This window comes from Streptomyces sp. NPDC045846 (genome assembly GCF_056431605.1).
Genome location: NZ_JBWKKJ010000003.1, coordinates 385,371 through 403,060 on the forward strand (window position 1 = coordinate 385,371; position 17,690 = coordinate 403,060).

At 72.0% G+C, this 17,690-nt stretch carries 16 protein-coding genes; 10 read left to right on the forward strand and 6 right to left on the reverse strand.

Annotation, left to right across the window (positions count from 1 at the left end; all coding sequences use genetic code 11):
• Positions 1-25 precede the first annotated feature (25 nt).
• From AC07F3_RS10795 to AC07F3_RS10805, 3 genes are all read left to right on the forward strand, one after another.
• Positions 26-406 carry a helix-turn-helix transcriptional regulator gene (locus AC07F3_RS10795; RefSeq protein ID WP_479112562.1) on the forward strand — a complete coding sequence of 127 codons (381 nt, stop codon included), beginning with the start codon at positions 26-28 and terminating at the stop codon, positions 404-406.
• A gap of 165 nt (positions 407-571) precedes the next feature.
• Positions 572-2,662: a SpoIIE family protein phosphatase gene (locus tag AC07F3_RS10800; RefSeq protein ID WP_479112564.1), complete on the forward strand. Its 2,091-nt coding sequence runs from the start codon at positions 572-574 to the stop codon at positions 2,660-2,662.
• A 138-nt stretch (positions 2,663-2,800) separates the two neighbouring features.
• The gene (locus tag AC07F3_RS10805) at positions 2,801-3,118 is read left to right on the forward strand and encodes a hypothetical protein (protein WP_114034508.1); all 318 of its coding nucleotides are present in this window, start codon (positions 2,801-2,803) and stop codon (positions 3,116-3,118) included.
• 8 nt (positions 3,119-3,126) lie between these two features.
• On the opposite strand, the gene AC07F3_RS10810 is transcribed toward AC07F3_RS10805, so the two are convergent.
• Positions 3,127-3,750: a VanZ family protein gene (locus AC07F3_RS10810; protein WP_479112566.1), complete on the reverse strand. Its 624-nt coding sequence runs from the start codon at positions 3,748-3,750 to the stop codon at positions 3,127-3,129.
• Between the two features lie 169 nt (positions 3,751-3,919).
• On the opposite strand from AC07F3_RS10810, the gene AC07F3_RS10815 reads away from it, so the two are divergent.
• From AC07F3_RS10815 to AC07F3_RS10825, 3 genes are all read left to right on the forward strand, one after another.
• Positions 3,920-4,750, forward strand: a complete 831-nt coding sequence (locus AC07F3_RS10815) for a polysaccharide lyase family 7 protein (RefSeq protein ID WP_479112568.1) — start codon at positions 3,920-3,922, stop codon at positions 4,748-4,750.
• A 210-nt stretch (positions 4,751-4,960) separates the two neighbouring features.
• Positions 4,961-5,227 (forward strand): GlsB/YeaQ/YmgE family stress response membrane protein, encoded by a 267-nt coding sequence (locus AC07F3_RS10820; protein ID WP_114034509.1) that lies wholly within the window; start codon positions 4,961-4,963, stop codon positions 5,225-5,227.
• Positions 5,228-5,407: 180 nt separating this feature from the next.
• Complete coding sequence (locus tag AC07F3_RS10825; protein WP_479112570.1) at positions 5,408-6,370, forward strand: SMP-30/gluconolactonase/LRE family protein; 963 nt, start codon at positions 5,408-5,410, stop codon at positions 6,368-6,370.
• A 57-nt stretch (positions 6,371-6,427) separates the two neighbouring features.
• On the opposite strand, the gene AC07F3_RS10830 is transcribed toward AC07F3_RS10825, so the two are convergent.
• The 3 genes from AC07F3_RS10830 to AC07F3_RS10840 all read right to left on the reverse strand — a co-directional run bounded on the left by AC07F3_RS10830 (position 6,428) and on the right by AC07F3_RS10840 (position 11,180).
• Positions 6,428-7,627: a serine hydrolase domain-containing protein gene (locus tag AC07F3_RS10830; RefSeq protein WP_479112572.1), complete on the reverse strand. Its 1,200-nt coding sequence runs from the start codon at positions 7,625-7,627 to the stop codon at positions 6,428-6,430.
• 618 nt (positions 7,628-8,245) lie between these two features.
• Positions 8,246-10,630, reverse strand: coding sequence for an ATP-binding cassette domain-containing protein (locus AC07F3_RS10835; RefSeq protein WP_479112574.1), 2,385 nt, complete (start codon positions 10,628-10,630; stop codon positions 8,246-8,248).
• 190 nt (positions 10,631-10,820) lie between these two features.
• Positions 10,821-11,180 (reverse strand): VOC family protein, encoded by a 360-nt coding sequence (locus tag AC07F3_RS10840; protein ID WP_479112576.1) that lies wholly within the window; start codon positions 11,178-11,180, stop codon positions 10,821-10,823.
• Between the two features lie 302 nt (positions 11,181-11,482).
• Here AC07F3_RS10840 and AC07F3_RS10845 point away from each other — a divergent pair, with 302 nt between their 5' ends.
• Positions 11,483-11,797, forward strand: coding sequence for a hypothetical protein (locus AC07F3_RS10845; protein WP_479112578.1), 315 nt, complete (start codon positions 11,483-11,485; stop codon positions 11,795-11,797).
• 52 nt (positions 11,798-11,849) lie between these two features.
• Here AC07F3_RS10845 and AC07F3_RS10850 read toward each other — a convergent pair whose 3' ends face one another.
• Positions 11,850-13,445 (reverse strand): MFS transporter, encoded by a 1,596-nt coding sequence (locus AC07F3_RS10850; RefSeq protein ID WP_479112580.1) that lies wholly within the window; start codon positions 13,443-13,445, stop codon positions 11,850-11,852.
• A gap of 148 nt (positions 13,446-13,593) precedes the next feature.
• Here AC07F3_RS10850 and AC07F3_RS10855 point away from each other — a divergent pair, with 148 nt between their 5' ends.
• The 3 genes from AC07F3_RS10855 to AC07F3_RS10865 all read left to right on the forward strand — a co-directional run bounded on the left by AC07F3_RS10855 (position 13,594) and on the right by AC07F3_RS10865 (position 16,581).
• Complete coding sequence (locus tag AC07F3_RS10855) at positions 13,594-14,613, forward strand: Lrp/AsnC family transcriptional regulator (protein WP_479112582.1); 1,020 nt, start codon at positions 13,594-13,596, stop codon at positions 14,611-14,613.
• A gap of 130 nt (positions 14,614-14,743) precedes the next feature.
• A complete protein-coding gene (locus tag AC07F3_RS10860; RefSeq protein ID WP_479112584.1) occupies positions 14,744-15,094 on the forward strand; it encodes a PRC-barrel domain-containing protein in 351 nt (116 codons plus the stop codon).
• Positions 15,095-15,258: 164 nt separating this feature from the next.
• Complete coding sequence (locus tag AC07F3_RS10865; RefSeq protein WP_479112586.1) at positions 15,259-16,581, forward strand: aldehyde dehydrogenase family protein; 1,323 nt, start codon at positions 15,259-15,261, stop codon at positions 16,579-16,581.
• 89 nt (positions 16,582-16,670) lie between these two features.
• Here AC07F3_RS10865 and AC07F3_RS10870 read toward each other — a convergent pair whose 3' ends face one another.
• Positions 16,671-17,558 (reverse strand): aminoglycoside phosphotransferase family protein, encoded by an 888-nt coding sequence (locus AC07F3_RS10870; protein WP_479113083.1) that lies wholly within the window; start codon positions 17,556-17,558, stop codon positions 16,671-16,673.
• Positions 17,559-17,690 lie beyond the last annotated feature (132 nt).

Below are 17,690 nucleotides of genomic sequence, written 5' to 3' on the forward strand. Positions count from 1 at the left end.
GAATGCGGCGTCCTACCCTGAGGGAATGGGTGCCGTACCTGAACCACATGCGGGCTGGACGTTTCTGACCAACCATGCCCGCGTGCTGGCCGCAATCGCCGACAATCCCTCCACCCGCATCCGCGACATCGCCGCGCACTGCAGACTCACCGAGCGCGCCGTCCAGCGGATCATCTCCGATCTGGAGGAGGCGGGCTACCTCTCCCACACCCGCCAGGGGCGCTCGAACACCTACCGCATCGAACCGAGCACTCCCCTGCGGCACCCCGCCGAGGCGGGCCTGACCGTGGCCACCCTCCTCGCGGTCCTCGCCCAGCACGACGAGCAGCGCGGCAAGGAGCCCCCCGCACAGGGGCGCCCCTCGCCGTCCCGCAAGCGCGAGGCGGAAACCGGCCCGTCCCGCTGAGCCGGGCCCTCGACCCGGACACCAACCGGAACCCGGGGGTCACTCACCGTGCGCCCCCGGCTTCCCTTTCTCCCTCCTGGTCTGCCGATCGGGCCGGACGGGGAGAAGATGGGGAAGGCGCTGGGACAGGAGTGAGGTACCGGTCAGGCTGACGAAGGGCCGACGATGAACGCATCCGAGGTATTCGAGGAGCGGCTCGGGCCCCAGCGGGTCGCCGCGACCGAGCCCGGCGGCCTGCTCGACGTGCTGGGCGTCGCCGCCATAGTGCTGGACGAGTCCGGGCGGATCGCGCTGTGGAGCCCACCGGCCCAGGAGCTGTTCGGCTGGACCGCCCACGAGGCCCTCGGCCGCTCCGCCGCCAAGCTCCTGGTCTCCGAGGAGGACCGCCCGCTGGTCCTCGACCTGTTCGCCCGGGTGATGGGTGGCGGGGGGACCTGGGCGGGCGTCTTCCCGGTCCGGCACAAGGACGGGCGCACGCGGCTGGTGGAGTTCCGCAACATGCGGCTCCAGGACGAGCACGGCGGCCTGTACGCGCTGGGCATCGCGACCGACGAGCCGACGCTGCGGGCCGTGGAGCGCGACCTGGCCCTGTCGGTGCGCCTGGTCTCGCAGTCCCCGATCGGTCTCGCCGTGCTCGACACCGAGCTGCGCTACGTCCTGGTGAATCCCGCCCTGGCCCGCATCAACGGCGTGCCCGCCGCCGAACACATGGGGCGCACCGTCCGTGACGCCCTGCCGTTCCTGGACACCGTGCCCATCGAGTCCGCGATGCGCCGCGTCCTGGAGACCGGTGTGCCGCTGCTCGACCAGACGGCCATCGGCCGCACCCCGGGCGATCCGACCGAGCACGCCTGGAACGTGTCGTACTACCGCCTGGAGGACCCGGCGGGCCGCGTGCTGGGGGTCGCGACGTCCATCGTGGACGTCAGCGAGCAGTACCACGCCGCGAACGAGGCGGCCGAGGCCCGCAGACGCCTCGACCTCATCGCCCGCGCCTCGGTGCGCATCGGCACCACGCTCGACCTGAACCGCACCGCCCACGAACTGGCCGACCTCGTGGTGACCGACCTCGCCGACATCGCCGCCGTCGACCTCCTGGACTCCGTCCTCGACGGCCGCGGCACCACGGACGAGCCCGCGACCGGGCCCGTGGTCATCCGTGCCCTCGCCGTCGCGGCGGCCTACCCCACCGACGCCCTGCGGGCGGCCGACCCCCCGGGAAACATCGCGAAGTACAACGCGGAACGCCTGGTCACGCGGTGCGTCACGAGCGCCAGACCCGTCCTGGTCAGCCGGGTCGGCCCCGCCGACCTGGCGAACATCGCGCGCGACGAGGAGGCCGAAGCCCTCCTGGCCCGCGCGGGCCTGCACTCCTACCTGGCGGTCCCGCTCATCGCGCGCGGCGAGGTCCTGGGCGCCCTGGACCTCAAGCGGGCCCGCAACCCGCAGCCCTTCACCCACGACGACGCCGTCCTGGCCCTCGAACTCGCCACCCGGGCCGCCGTCTGCATCGACAACGCCCGCTGGTTCCAGCAGCAGCGCCACGCCGCCCTAGCGCTCCAGCGCCACCTCCTGCCCCGCCAGCCGCCGCAGCCCACCGGGCTCGACGTCGCCTACCGCTACCAGCCCGCCGCCGCGATCGGCGAGGCCGGCGGCGACTGGTTCGACGCCATCCCCGTGGCCGGTGACAAGACCGCCCTCGTCGTCGGCGACGTCATGGGCCACGGCATCAACGCGGCCGCGACGATGGGCCAGTTGCGCACCGCCACGCGGACGCTGGCCGGCCTCGACCTCGACCCCGCCGATGTGCTGCACCACCTCGACCGCATCACCTCCGAGCTCGACGAGACCACCGCCACCTGCGTCTACGCCGTGTACGACCCGCACCGCATGCACTGCCGCATCGCCCTCGCGGGCCACCTGCCGCCCATCTGGGACCGTCCGGGCCGCGCCCCGCGCTTCCTCCAACTCCCCACCGGAGCACCGCTGGGCGTCGGCGGGGTCCCCTTCCGGGCCACCACGGTCGACTGCGCCCCCGGCGACCGGCTGGTCCTGTACACCGACGGCCTCGTCGAGACCCGCGACCAGCCCATCGACGACCGGCTGCGCGCCCTGCTCGACGCGCTCACCCACCACCGTCTGCCCCTGGAGGCGACCTGCGACCGGCTCCTGGCCGCACTCCCCCCGCCCCAGGGCCACGACGACATCGCCCTGCTCATCGCCGAGGTCGCCGCGACGCCGCCCTCCGGCGGCTGACGAGCCCCGCACCGGCACTCCCGCACCGCTCCATGGCGGCCGGGCCGCTTCCTTTGGCGCCCCTCAGACCGGGCGACGCACCCCGTTCGCTGCACGGGTGGGTGTACGAAGGGAGCGCTGTGGGCACCCCGTAGCTCTATGACCACCTACGTCGTGACGATCCCCGGAACCCTCCTCGCCGAGCGCACCGAGGAGAGGACCCAGACCCTCGAACGTGCGCTGCGCCCCGCCGACCCGCGCGGAACCCGCCTCGGCGAGGCCGAGCACCTGGAGATGCTCACCTTCTACAGCGGGTCGTCGGCCTTCAGCGTCCGCCTGGAGGTGGAGGCCGACGACACCGGGACCGCGGAGCAGGAGGCGCGCCGGACGGTCGCCGCCGCCCTGCGCACCGCGGGCTACGCAGAGGACGAGGCGCCGCTGGGCGACGCCGTCATCACCGGCATCACCAAGGAGTGAACGCGCTCTCAGGCTGAGGGCGGCGCCGCGTCCGGCCCGCCCTTGGCCGACCCGGGCTTGCGCGCCGCCCTCAGCATCGCGGGCAGCCGGGGCCGCGTCCTGGCCGGAGGGGGCTCCTCCGCGTCCTCGACCGGACGGCCCTGCCACCAGTGGTGGCGCCGGGGGTGCAGGGCGCGGCCGAGCCGACGGCCCAGGAGCAGGTACCCGGTGAACGCGCCGAGGGAGTTGAGGATGACGTCGTCGATGTCGAAGGCGCGGCCGGTGACCAGCAGGCCCTGGGCCGTCTCCACGGTCAGCATCACGAAAGCCGTCATGAGCACCACGCGCACCAGGCCGCGTGTTCTGGGGAACAGCACCGGCAGCAGCACACCGAAGGGCATGCCCAGGACGATGTTGCCGCCGACCTGCTTCACCGTGTCCCGCCAGTCGGGCTGGGCGAAGTAGGCGCGTATCGAGGCGCCCGGGTGAAGGTTGGTGTGGATCAGCCGGACGGACGCCGGTGAGGGGACCAGTGTGGCGCGGGCGAGGAGCACCGCGAAGGCCACCATGCAGACGAACCCCACGATCAGCACGATGGCCCGGGCCAGCGTCGCCTGCCAAGTACCGCGTTGGAGCCGAGGTCCTGATGCCATGTCACCCCGGGTACCCGGCCTCTTCCCGCGCACGCCTCCCTTGACGCGCCCACGGCAGGGTCCTACGGTTTCCCCGTTCACATCAGAGCACATCGTTCACCATTATGAACGATGTGAAGCGGTTCCGTGCCCAGCCCGTCGAGACTCCCCCCACGAGAAGGTCCCGCTGATGCGCATACGCACCGTGCTCCTCCCCCTCGCGACGACAGCCGCCACCGTCGCCAGCCTCGCCCTGGTGGCCCCCTCCCTCTCAACCTCCGCACACAGCAAGGACGTTGGCGTCCACAGCGCGGTCGCCCTCGATCCCCTCGCGGCGGCGACCGCCGCACCCGGGGGCACCTTCGACCTGTCGGTGTGGGAACTCCAGGAGCCGGTGGGATCCCCCGGCTCACCGACCACCATCCCCTCGTCCCGGCTCCAGGGGGCCAACGGGTTCCAGGACACGTACTTCTACAGCGACCCCCACGACGGCGCCATGACGTTCTGGGCCCCCGAGAAGGGCGTGACCACGCCGAACTCCAACTACGCCCGCTCGGAACTGCGCGAGATGAACCGCGACGGCAGCACCGCGAACTGGCCGCTGGCGGGCACCCACCGGCTCGACGCAGCCCTGCGCGTGGTGTCGGTGACCGACCACGTCTGCGTCGGCCAGATCCACCTCGGCACGGGCGGATCGTCCACGAAACCGCTGGTGGAGCTCTACTACCGCGCCAACGGCGACATCGTGCTGGGTACCGAGAACTCTCCCTCGGGCGGCCAGACGAGCCACCCCGTGGGCCATGTGCCCCTCGGCACGAAGTGGAGCTACACGATCGGCGTCTCGGGCGGTCACACCATCGACCTGACGGTCAACGGAAGCACGACCCACTATCCGATCCCGTCCTCCTTCGACGGCTACCGGCAGTACTTCAAGGCGGGCTCGTACAATCAGTCGTCCTCCAACAGCACGACCAGGGGTGCCCGCGTGGCCTTCTACAAACTCACGGTCGCGCACGGCTGAGCGGACGCACCGCCGAAGCGGCGACCTCCCGCGGGCGCGACTGCTCCGCATGCGCTCCCGATGGCCCCCCAATGGCCGATGCGACTGGCATAGCCCTCCCCGACCTGGGCACTCTTCCAGACAAGGCCCCCCGGCCACCTGGAACAACCCATCATCCGTGCCCGCGCCGCCCATGGCGCGGGCACACCGACCCCGGGACGGAAACACACCATGAGCATCATCGCCTGGATCCTGATCGGCCTTCTCGCCGGAGCCATCGCCAAAGCCCTCATGCCGGGCCGGGACCCGGGCGGCTGCGTCATCACCATGCTGATCGGAATCGTGGGAGGCCTCCTCGGCGGATGGCTCGGGAAGGTCATCTTCCACGTCCACTCCATCCAGGGCTTCTTCCACCTCTCGACGTGGATCGCCGCCATCGTCGGCTCGGTCATCGTGCTCGCCCTGTACCGCCTGCTCATCGGCAACCGCAACCGCTGAGGACCGGGCGCGGCGGCCCGCCCCCAGGCTTGCGGGCCGCCCCCCGTCCTCCACCTCATCGAGCCACCATCGACCTCTTCGAACTCCCCGCGCCCGGCGCCCTGTTGACGCGTACTCGGCAGTACTGGAAGATCCCCAAGCCGACGTACCGACCAACTGACCGCGCCGGGAAGGGAATTGATGAGGCCGACGAACACGCCCCGCACCACGGCACGAGGGCGACGCGGGAGCGCCCTGCTCGCGGTCGTGCTGGCCGCGGCCACGGCCCTGATGGCACCGACCCCCGCCCACGCGGCCCCCGCCTGCGAAACGACCTCCACCGCGCCGCCGGTCCAGGTCGCGCGAATACCGGACTGGGCCGAGTCGATCGTCGTCGACAAGAAGGGGCGGATGTTCGCGACCGCCTACTTCACGGGGCGTGTCTACCGCATCGACGCACCGGGCAGCGCCCCGGTCGCCCTCACGGGCGACATCGGTGCCAACGGCGGCGTCGTCGTCCGCGAGGACGGCCGGCTGCTCGTCGGCACCGGCAACGACCTCGGCCACTCGCTCACCGGCGACGTCCTGCCGGTCTCAAAACTCCTGCTGGTGGACCCCGACTCCGGCGAGGTCAGCACGTACGCCTCGGGGCTCGGCGGCATCGACGGTGTGGCCCTGGCGCCCGACGGCACCGTGTACACCACCACCGTGGGCGGCCGGAACATCGGCCGCGTCACACCCGACGGCCGGGTCGACCCCGCGTGGGCCCACGTCCTCATGCCCAACGGCATCGCCGTCTCGCCCCAGGGCGATGAGGTCTACGTCATCCAGACCACGGTGGCCCCGGCGCTCTACCGCATCCCCGTCGGCGACCCGACGCACCCTCAACGCTGGATCCCCACCGCCCTGGCCGACACCCTCGGCCTGCCCGACGGGCTCACGCTCGACAGCCGGGGCCGACCCCTGATCGCCACCCACGCCGCCGGTCAGATCTGGCGGGCCGAACGGGGCGCCCTGTGCTCGGTGCAGTCGGGCCTGCACCTCTCGACGCAGATCACGTACGGACACGGCGAACGCGGCTTCTCGGCGGGCAGGCTCTACCGGTCCGGCGTGGACGGCAAGATCTACGAAGTCCCCGCCGGAATCGATCCCCTGGGCCGGTAGCGACGACGGGCCGGGCAGCGGCCCGCCCGGCCCTGTCGCCGCAGCCACGTCCACCGCTCAGACGCGCGGGTCCTCGACGGCCGGGAGGGCAGGGCGGGCCACGCGTGATCCTGACGGGGCGGCGCCGCAGAAGGCCGGTTCCAGCGCGTCCATCAGGCCTTCCGTGACCGCCCCGTTGTTGGACGCGTTGGCGAAGACGACGACCGTGCGCTCGCCTCCCGGCGTGGAGAACGCCTGCGACTGGTACCCCTGGACGATGCCGCCGTGCCCGAACACCTTCCCGCAGGACAGGGCGATCTGCCGCACGCCAAGCCCGTAGCCGACGTTCCTCGCGCCGGTGGGGAGCGCCGCCGTCATCTGCCGCAACGAGTCGTCGGAGACCAGCCCTCCGGCGCTCCCGGCGAGCAGAGCGGTCAGGAAGCGATCGAGATCCCGGGCCGAGGAGACGATGCCTCCCGCGCTCCAGATCCAGGACCCGGTCTGCTCGGTCGCGTCGAGGAGCGGACGGCGGCGGTCGTCGGGGGTCAGGTATCCGGTGATGTGACGGCCCCCGATCCGTTGGCGGGGCACGGTGAACGACGTACGGCGCAGCTTGAGCGGCCCGAAGATCTGCTCGCGCAGCAGCTCGGCGTAGGGGCGTCCGGTGACGTGCTCGGCGGCCAGGGCCAGCAGCACGAAACCCGTGTTGGAGTACGCGTAGGAAGTTCCCGGGGTGTACTGCAGCCCGTGCCGAACGGACAGGGCCACCAGTTCCCGGGGGTCGTACACGCGGGTGCGGATGCGCTGCTCGAAGGCGGCGGTGGTTTCCTCGCCCCCCTGTTCCAAGAGGTCGTTGATGTGGTCGTACACCCCCGCCCGGTGTTCGAGGACCTGCCGTGCGGTGATCGGCCAGCCCTCCGGGATCGTCCCGCCCGGCAGATAGTCGCGCAGCGGCCGGTCCAAGTCGACGCGGCCCTGTTCCGCGAGGCGCATCAGGAGGACCGAGGTGAACATCTTGCTGTTGCTGCCGACCCTGAACCGCGCGTCGACCGTCATGGGGACGCCGCTCAGGTCGGCCTCGCCGACGGGCTGCGACCAGGTCAGCGCCGGGTCCCGGTGATCCCGGATCACGGCGAACGCGCCCGGCGCCCCGGCCCTCAGCACCCGCCCGAGCGCGGCACGCACCCCGGCCGTGTCCGGCGCGGTCCGCGTCTGCTCGCCGCACGCGCCCATCGCGCTCCCCATCAGCAGAGCCACCGTGACGGCGGCAGTGGTCACCGAACGCGCGAGCCTGGTTCTCATCGTGGAGCAGCCCTTCTCTCACCCGCCGGACCGCGGCGGCGCAGGAAGGCGGCCGGTTGCCGGACATCCCATGCGGCCGAGATCGTATAGGTATGTCGGGTTCCTCCCGCGCGAGCGCCCGCCACCCGGCGTTTCGGCCCTGCCGACAGGACACGAGCCGATCCGCGCCGACGCCGCCCGTGCGGGCCGTAGCGGGGATCAACTACCGCGCGCCGACGGCGGGTTGACGAAGCCGCCCCACTGTCCCTCCCCGCTCGACGCGCATGATCCGGTGGCGCCGGGGCAGGCGCACACTACAGGCCACGGTTCGAAGGGGAGGTAGCTTCCATGTCGGTGCTAGGGCGTTTTCCTGCCGGTGGACCGCGCGGGTCATGGCCGGCCGAGGAGTTGGCGGCTCAGCTCAGGAGGCGGGGCCGGGCGGCCACGGTCGTGATGGATCTCGACAGCGATGCCTTCCTCGTGATCGAGCGGCATCACGAGAAGGCGGCGTAGGCAACCGGCTCTGCCATCGGAGCCCGGCCCACCGCTCGCTACTCGCCCCGCACCCGGCCTGCTCGTCGGCGGCGGGGCGCGGCGAGTGGGGCGAGCGCGCGGTCAGCGACCCACGTACGCCGCGAGGTGCTCGCCCGTGAGGGTGGGCCGGGCCGCCACCAGATCGGCCGGAGTGCCCTCGAAGACGATCCGGCCGCCGTCGTGACCCGCGCCCGGCCCGAGGTCGATGATCCAGTCGGCATGGGCCATGACCGCCTGGTGGTGCTCGACGACGATGACCGACTTCCCGGAGTCGACGAGCCGGTCGAGCAGGCCGAGCAGTTGCTCGACGTCGGCGAGGTGGAGGCCCGCCGTCGGCTCGTCCAGGACGTAGACGCCACCCTTCTCCGCCATGTGGGTGGCCAGCTTGAGCCGCTGCCGCTCGCCGCCGGACAGGGTGGTCAGGGGCTGGCCGAGGCTGAGGTAGCCGAGGCCCACGTCGGCGAGCCGGGTGAGGATGCGGTGGGCGGCCGGTGTCGCCGCGTCGCCCTGGGCGAAGAACTCCTCCGCCTCGGTCACCGACATCGCGAGCACCTCGCTGATGTCTCGGCCCGCGAGGTGGTAGTCGAGCACCGACGCCTCGAACCGCTTGCCGTCGCACTCCTCGCAGGTCGTGGCGACCCCGGCCATCATCGCCAGGTCGGTGTATACGACGCCCGCACCGTTGCACGTGGGGCAGGCGCCCTCGGAGTTGGCGCTGAACAGCGCGGGCTTCACGTCGTTGGCCTTGGCGAACGCCTTGCGGATCGGGTCGAGCAGTCCGGTGTACGTCGCCGGGTTGCTGCGCCGCGAGCCGCGGATCGCGCCCTGGTCGACGGAGATCACGCCCTCGCCCGCCGGGATCGATCCGTGCACGAGCGAGCTCTTGCCGGAGCCGGCCACGCCGGTGATGACCGTCAGCACCCCGAGCGGGATGTCGACGTCGACGTCCTTCAGGTTGTGCGCCTTCGCGCCCCGGATCTCCAGCGTGCCGGTGGGCTTGCGCACGCTGTCCTTGACGGCGGCCCGGTCGTCGAAGTGGCGGCCGGTGATGGTGCCTCCGGTGCGCAGCTGCTCGACGGTGCCCTCGAAGCAGACGGTGCCGCCGCCGGAACCGGCGCCGGGGCCGAGGTCGACGACGTGGTCCGCGATCGCGATCGTCTCCGGCTTGTGCTCCACGACGAGCACCGTGTTGCCCTTGTCCCGCAGCCGGAGCAGCAGGTCGTTCATCCGCTGGATGTCGTGCGGGTGCAGCCCGATGGTGGGTTCGTCGAAGACGTAGGTGACATCGGTGAGTGAGGACCCGAGGTGGCGGATCATCTTGACGCGCTGCGCCTCGCCGCCCGACAGCGTGCCCGAAGGCCGGTCGAGCGAGAGGTAGCCGAGGCCGATCTCGACGAACGAGTCGAGCGTCTCCAGGAGCGTCGTAAGGAGCGGCGCGACCGAGGGTTCCTTCAGGCCGCGGATCCACTCGGCCAGGTCCCTGATCTCCATGGCGCACAGGTCCGCGATGTTCTTCCGCTTGATCTTCGAGGAGCGCGCGCCCTCGTTCAGCCGGGTGCCCTCGCAGTCGGGGCAGGTGGTGAAGGTGACCGCCCGCTCGACGAACGCCCGGACGTGCGGCTGCATCGACTCGGTGTCCTTGGACAGCATCGACTTCGTGACGCGCGGGATCAGGCCCTCGTACGTCATGTTGATGCCAGCGATCTTCATCCGGGTCGGTTCGCGGTGCAGGAGGTCCCGCAGCTCCTTCTTGGTGAACTTGGCGATCGGCTTGTCCGGGTCGAAGAAGCCGGACTCGATGTAGAGCCGGGAGTTCCAGCCGCCGCCGGTGTAGCCGGGGATGGTGAACGCGCCCTCGTTCAGCGACTTGCTGTCGTCGTAGAGCTGGGTCAGGTCGATGTCGCTGACCGCGCCGCGGCCCTCGCAGCGCGGGCACATGCCGCCCGTGATGCTGAAGCTGCGCCGCTCCTTCACCTCCTGGCCGCCGCGCCGCACGGTGACCGCGCCGGCCCCGCTGATCGAGGCGACGTTGAAGGAGAACGCCTTGGGCGAGCCGATGTGCGGCTTGCCGAGTCGGCTGAACAGGATCCGCAGCATGGCGTTGACGTCGGTGGCGGTGCCGACCGTGGAGCGCGGGTCGCCGCCCATCCGCTGCTGGTCGACGGTGATCGCGGTGGTCAGTCCGTCGAGCACGTCGACCTCGGGCCGCCCGAGCGTCGGCATGAAGCCCTGCACGAAGGCGCTGTACGTCTCGTTGATCAGCCGCTGCGACTCGGCGGCGATGGTGTCGAACACCAGCGAGCTCTTGCCCGAGCCGGAGACACCCGTGAACACCGTCAAACGGCGCTTGGGGATCTCGATGCTCACGTCCTTGAGATTGTTCACGCGTGCGCCGTGCACCCGGATCAGGTCGTGACGGTCGGCGGCGTGCGCTGCGGGCGGCTGCGGGCCCGTCCTCTTGGCCATGCGGATCGTGTTCTCCATCTTTCGGGCGGGGGCGTCATCGCGCTCCCTGCCGGGGGCGCCCGACTGGATCGGCCCGGCTGCGAGCAGTAGGTACGGTTCTACGTCGTCGGCACGGTCGCGGCAACGGTCCGGCGCGTGCCGCGGGACCGGCCGCGGATCGGTACTCCCGCGGCCGGAGCGGAGCCGGAGCTCACCGGTCCTGGAGCAGGCCGAGCACGTTGCCATCGGGGTCGGTGAAGGTGGCCACCAGGCGGCCGCCGCCCACGTCGTGCGCGGGCTCCTTGACCTTGGCGCCGGCGGCGGTGACCTCGGCCAGCTTCGCCTCGATGTCGGGCACGTGCCAGTAGGCCACGGGACCGGTCATGCCCTGGTCCGCGCCGCCCGGCACCAGGCCGATCTGCTGGCCCTCCGCCTCGAAGCCGACGTAGTACGGCTCGTCGGTCTGCGGCGCGACCCCGAGCAGCGCGGTGAAGACCTCCTTGGCCGCCGCCAGGTCGGTCACGGGGTGCAGCACGGTCTTGATTCCCTGGGTGGAAGAGCCGGTGGCCATGGTCGCTCCTTGGGTCGTGGGTGTCATCGACCCGGCGCGCTCCGCCCCGCTCGTAGCCGGGCGGGAACCCGGGGGTCGATGTGCTGATTACGCTAGCTTCGGCCCCGGAGCCGCGCTTCTCCGATCCTGATCGGTTGGCGGCCCCCGCTCGGCGGGACACCGTGTCACCGCGCCCGCGGCACGTACGAGGACCCGGACCGACAGGGTCGGCCCGGGTCCTGCGCCGGCGAAGCACCGGCGGCTGTTCGCGTTCGTCCGGGGTGGTGATCCGGCCCGGTCCCGCGACACGCGATGATGGCTTCATGAGCCTTCCCGACGCCATCACCGCCACCCTCGCCGCCCGCGACAAGGTCGACTTCGAGCAGGACTTCGCGCGCACCCGCCAGATCATGACCTTCGTCCACACCACCAACGGGGCGGAGGCGGTCGAACTCGCCATGTTCGAGGGCCCGTTGCCCATCCCGGCCGTCGGGCAGTCCGTCACCCTGTGGGTCACCGGCCACCCCCTGGTCGTCCGCCGCGTCGAGACCCATTACGGGCTCGGTGGCGCGGACACCCACCCCAAGCGCGAGCAGGTCGCCTCCGTCATCGTGTTCGTGGAACCCCGAACGGCCTGACGGGCGCGCCCCGTTGAACCCTCGCCGCCACGAGGTGCGCGGCGAGGCCTCCTCACACCCCCGACGTCACCGGGTCCTCGCGGCGCGGCTGCTCCGGCGCGGCCATCGACGGGCCGCCGCCACTCGGCCCTGCTGCCGGGCGGCTCGACGGACGGACGAGCGCCAGGACGATCAGGCCGCCCAGGGCTGCCGCCGCGGCCGACAGCAGGAAGACGCGGTCGAGGCCGGTGGCGAAGGCCTGGTGGACGAGGTGTTGGGCCGCGTCGTGCCGGGCCGCGGGCGCGGCCTCGACGAGATGCTGCGCCTGCCCGGCGGCCAGCGCGGCCGCGCCCTTGTCGGCGTCCGGCACCGTGCCGGAGGCGGCGAACACGTCGGCCGTCCGGCTGGTGAAGACCGCGCCGAGGACGGCGATGGCCAGCGTCATGCCGAGCTGACGGAACGTGTTGACCGCGCCTCCCGCCATGCCCGCCCGCTGCGGCGGCACGGTGGCGGTGGCGGCCGAGACCAGGACCGGCGTGGCCAGACCGACCCCGACACCGGTGACCACGAGGCCCCACAGCAGCGAGGCGCGCCCCGCCTCGGCCGTCATCCCGGCGCGCAGCAGCAGCATGCCCGCCGCCACCAGGAGCAGGCCCGCGCCGATCGGCACGCGGGGGGACAGCCGCTGGATGTGGCGCCCGGCGAAGACGGCCACGACGAAGGAGGCGGCGGCCAGCGGGGTCAGCGCCAGACCCGCGGCGACCGGGCTGAGGCCCAGCACGGACTGAAGCCACAGCGAGACGAGCACCAGGCAGCCGAAGGCGCTGCCCTGCAACAGCAGGGCGCCACTCATCAGGCCGGCGAACGAGGGGCGGCGCAGGAGCGTCAGGTCCAGCATCGGAGCGCCGCCGCGCCGCGCGGTCCGGTGCTCGATCACGACGAACGCCACCAGCGCCAGCGCCGTGACGGCGAAGGTCGCCAGGGTCTCGGCCGCGGTCCAGCCCGCCTCGCCGCCGCGGATGAGTCCGTAGGTGAGGGTGCCCGCGGCGAGGGTGAAGGCGGTCGCGCCGGGGAGGTCTATGCGGGCGGGCGCGCCATGACCGGCGGGCGTACGGAGCTGGTCCGGGCGCACCACGCGCAGCGTCATCGCGATGGCGACGGCGGCGATGGGCAGGTTGACCCAGAAGATCGTCGGCCAGCTGAGGTGCTCGGTGAGCAGGCCGCCGAGCAGCGGACCCGCCGCGGCGGCGGCCCCGTTGGCCGCCCCCCACACGCCGAAGGCCGTGCCCCGGTCCCTGCCCTGGTACGAGGTCAGCAGGAGGGCGGGGGCGGTGGCGAACATGGCGGCACCGCCGACGCCCTGCACCACGCGCGCGGCGATCAGCACGCCCACGCTGGGGGCCAGTCCGCACACGAGGGAGGCGAGCGCGAACAGCGCCAGGCCGTAGACGTAGCAGCGCCGGTGGCCGAACCGGTCCGCCAGGGAGCCGGAGGCCAGGAGCAGGGCGGCGAGGGCCAGGGCGTACCCGTCGATCACCCATTGCAGCGAGGTGAAAGAGGCGTCGAGGTCCTCAGCCATGCTGGGCAGTGCCACGTTCACGATGGTCACGTCCACCAGCAGGATGAAGGCGCCCAGGCAGACCGCCGTCAGGGGCCACCACTTGCGCATGTCAGGTTCTCCGATCGGTTCGAGCGTGTGTCGGGGGCCGCAACGCGCGCTTGACCGCGGCGTGGCCCCTGGAGCGAGTGTTGGACGTGTCAGGCGCTTTTCCTGAGCCAGCACCAGCATCTTGCGCGGATCCGACATCATGGGAGCCATGACGACGTATCTCGACACCCTCACCCCGGCGGATCACCACCTGTCGCAGGAGGACCTGGCGCTCGCGCACGCCCTCCAGATCAACGGGCGGGCTTCGTTCCGGGAGATCGCCGACGTCCTCGGGGTGTCCGACCAGACGGCCGCCCGCCGCTGGTCGCGCCTGCGCTCGACAGGCAGGCTCCGGGTGCTGGGCCTGACCGATCCGCAGCGACTTGGCGACTCCCCGTGGGTGGTGCGCGTACGGTGCACACCGGACGCGGCGGCCTCCATCGGGGAGGCGATGGCGCGCCGCACGGACACCAGCTGGGTCAACCTCAGCTCCGGGGGCACCGAGATCTCCTGCTCGGTACGGACGCGGGGCCCGGGGATCGAGGAGTCGCTGCTGCTGCGCAAGCTGCCGCGCACCCCCCAGGTGGTGGACGTCTCGGCGCACTGCCTGCTGCACATCTTCTTCGGCCAGGACCTCAGCACGATCAACAAGAGCGGGCCGCTGACGGCGGCGCAGGTCGCCGCACTCACGCCGTCCGCCGCCCCCGTGCGGGCCACGGCGGACACGCCTCCCGTGGCCCTGGACGACGGCGACCGGCACCTGCTCGACCTGCTGGCCCGGGACGGCCGGGCGGCGCCCGGGGAGCTGGCGGCGGCGACCGGCCTGTCCCCCTCGACCGTGCGCCGTCGCATCACCGAGCTCAGAACGGCCGGGGTCCTCTACTTCGACGTCGAGTACCACCCGGACGTGCTGCGGCGGAACTTCCGGGCCGCCCTGTGGCTGGAGATCGATCCGTCCCGTCTGGCCGAGGCGGGTGAGGCGATCGCCGCACATCCGCAGGTGTCCTTCGCCGCCGCCGTGACCGGCACGGCCAACCTCTACGCCAGCATCGACGTCCCGACCGCCCAGCTCTTCTACCGCTACCTGACGGAGTCCGTGGCCACGCTGCCCGGCCTGCGTCACACCGCGACCGTGCCCATCCACCGCACCCTGAAGGGGCCCGGCCCCTATCTCCCGGCCAGGCCCTAGCCCGCGCTCACCCGGAGCCCGGTTCCTGGCGCGCGGTGCGCGAAGAGCCCGGTGGCGGCCTTGGCGCCGCCGACGTACCGTCACGGCAACCGACCGACGGCGCGTCCGCGGGAACCGGAGAGGTGAGACGGTGAGCCACGAGATCTGGGACTATCGGTCAACTGCCGGATACCGTGCGGGAGTCGACCTGGTCGGCTACCGGGTGGAAGCCACCGACGGCCACATCGGGAGGATCGACAAACACTCGGAGGCCGTCGGCGCCGCGTATCTCGTGGTCGACACCGGGGTCTGGATCTTCGGCAGGCACGTGCTCCTGCCCGTCGGAACCATCGAGCGCATCGACGCCGCCGAGCGGACGGTCCATGTCGACCGCACCAAGGACCAGGTCAAGGACGCCCCCGAGTACGACGCGGCCAAGCACGCGGGCGAGCCCTCCTATCTGGAGCGGTTCGCGAGGTACTACGGCCAGCCCCGCATGTAGGGGCGCCGCCCCTGCGCCACCCGCGGTCATCCCCTCACGGAAAGTAGTTCCGGCGGCAGCGGAATTTGTTGACGAACTCAATGGTTGGCATATGCATCGAACTATTCGGCTCGGCCTGTGAACGCCTCACGGCGATCAGGTCGGCCCCGGATCAGCGAGGCATCGTGAACGACCACACCCCCGAGCAGCCCGCCGAGATCGTCGCCCGGCTGCGCGCCACTTTCCGCTCCGGCCGCACCAAGCCCGTCGCGTGGCGCGTCGACCAGCTGCGCCGGCTGCGCGAGATGCTCACCGCGCACGGGGCCGACCTCGCGGACGCCCTCCACGCCGACCTGGGCAAGAGTCCCACCGAGGCGTTCCGCACGGAGATCGACTTCACGGTCCGCGAGATCGACCACACTCTGGAACACCTCGACGAGTGGCTGCGCCCGGAGCCCGCCCCGGTCCCCGGGCACCTGGGCGCGGACGCGACGGCGTGGACGCAGTACGACCCGCTGGGTGTCGTCCTGGTCATCGCGCCCTGGAACTATCCGGTTCAGCTTCTGCTCACCCCGATGCTCGGCGCGCTCGCCTCAGGCAACGCGGTCGTCGTCAAGCCCAGCGAGCTGGCCCCCGCCGCCTCCGCGGCCCTGGCCCGCCTGCTGCCCCAGTACCTCGACACCTCCGCGGTCGCCGTGGTCGAGGGTGCTGTACCCGAGACCACCGCGCTGCTCGCCGAGCGCTTCGACCACATCTTCTACACCGGCAACGGCACGGTGGGCCGCATCGTGATGCGCGCCGCCGCCGAGCACCTCACCCCGGTCACCCTCGAACTGGGCGGAAAGTCACCGGCGTTCGTCGACCGCGGCGCCGACCTGTCCGTCGTCGCCGACCGGCTGGCCCGGGGCAAGTTCCTCAACGCCGGGCAGACCTGTGTCGCACCCGACTACGTGCTCACCGACCCGGAGACGGCCCGCGCCCTGGAGCCGGAGTTCGCCCGCGCCGTCGAGGCGCTCTTCGGCGCCGATCCGCGGAGCTCCCGCGAGTTCGGGCGCATCGTCAACGAGCGGCACTTCGACCGGCTCAGCTCCCTGCTCGACTCGGGGCGGGCCGTCGTCGGCGGCGCCACCGACCGGGCCGCCAAGTACATCGCGCCGACCGTTCTGGCCGATGTCGATCCCAAGGCCCCGGTCATGCGGGAGGAGATCTTCGGGCCGATCCTGCCGATCGTCACCGTGGCGGACCTGGACGAGGCGATCGACTTCATCAACGACCGCGACAAGCCGCTGGCCCTGTACGCCTTCACCGACGCGGACACCACCCGCGAGCGCCTGGCGGCCGAGACGTCGTCCGGCGGCCTCGGGTTCGGGCTGCCGCTGGCCCATCTGACCGTCTCCGACCTGCCGTTCGGCGGGGTTGGCGAGTCCGGCATGGGCAGCTACCACGGCCGCTACTCGATCGAGACGTTCAGCCACCGCAAGGCCGTGCTCGAAAAGCCGCTCGCCTGACGCGGCCACGCCTGTGGCCCTGGACCGAGCCGTCCAGGGCCACAGGCGCACACACCTACAACTCGCTTGCCGTACAGCTTGGTTGACTGTCACATCCACTCCCCCAGCACCTCGCGGATCACGTGCCGGGCGTTGTGGGCCATCGCCGGGTTGGTCGTGCGGTAGTAAGGCAGCGCGATCAGCGCCTGGGAGAGCGTGCGGGCCCGCCCACGACGCCAGGTCGCGTCGTCCACGCCGAGTTCGCCCCGGAAGACCTGCCGCGCACCGGCCGGAAGCAGGTTCCACGCGGGGAAGAGATCGCAGGCCGGGTCGCCCGTCCCCAGGCACCCGAAGTCGATGACCGCGGTGAGCCTGCCGCCGTCCACCAGGAGGTTGCCCGGCATGAGGTCGGCGTGCAGCCAGACCGGCGGGCCGTCCCACCGCGGGGCACGCACCGCCTCGTCCCACAGGGCCGCCACCGCGTCACAGTCGACGCCCTCCTCCGGGATCCGCCGCAGCCGCTCGATCGCGCCACGGGTCTCCGCGTCGAGCGAGCCAAGTGGCCCTCCCCTATGGGCCGTTGGCGCCCCCGACAGGGTGATGCCGCGCATCGCGGTCACGAAGGCGGCGAGGTCCTTGGCCAGCAGCAGGGGTTCCTCCAGTGCCCCGGCCTCGGGATTGTGCCCGCGCAGCCACCGGTACACCGACCAGGGCCAGGGATATCCCTGGCCAGGCTTCCCGACGCCGAGCACCTCGGGGACGGCCACGGGCAACAGGGGCGCCAGGCGGGGCAGCCACTCCCGCTCCAGCAACACGTCCGAGGCCCCACCGCTCACCAGCGGCAGCCGTACGACCTTGTCGTCGCCGAGCCGGTACATGGCGTTGACCGTGCCGTCCGACGGAAGCCGTTCCACCGCGAGCCCCGCCCACCGCGGGAACTGCGCGCCGATCAGCCGCCGTACGAGGTCGCCGTCCAGGGGGTGTTGGCCCTCGTGCATCCGCTCCGCGCTCATGGCCCGCCATCCCACCGCCGCGCGCCACCCAGGTCAAACCCTTTTGCCGCCGCCTCCCCCGGGCGCAGACCTTCCGACACCGTTCTCCTGACCTGCGAGGACAGCGGTCTCGCCGCA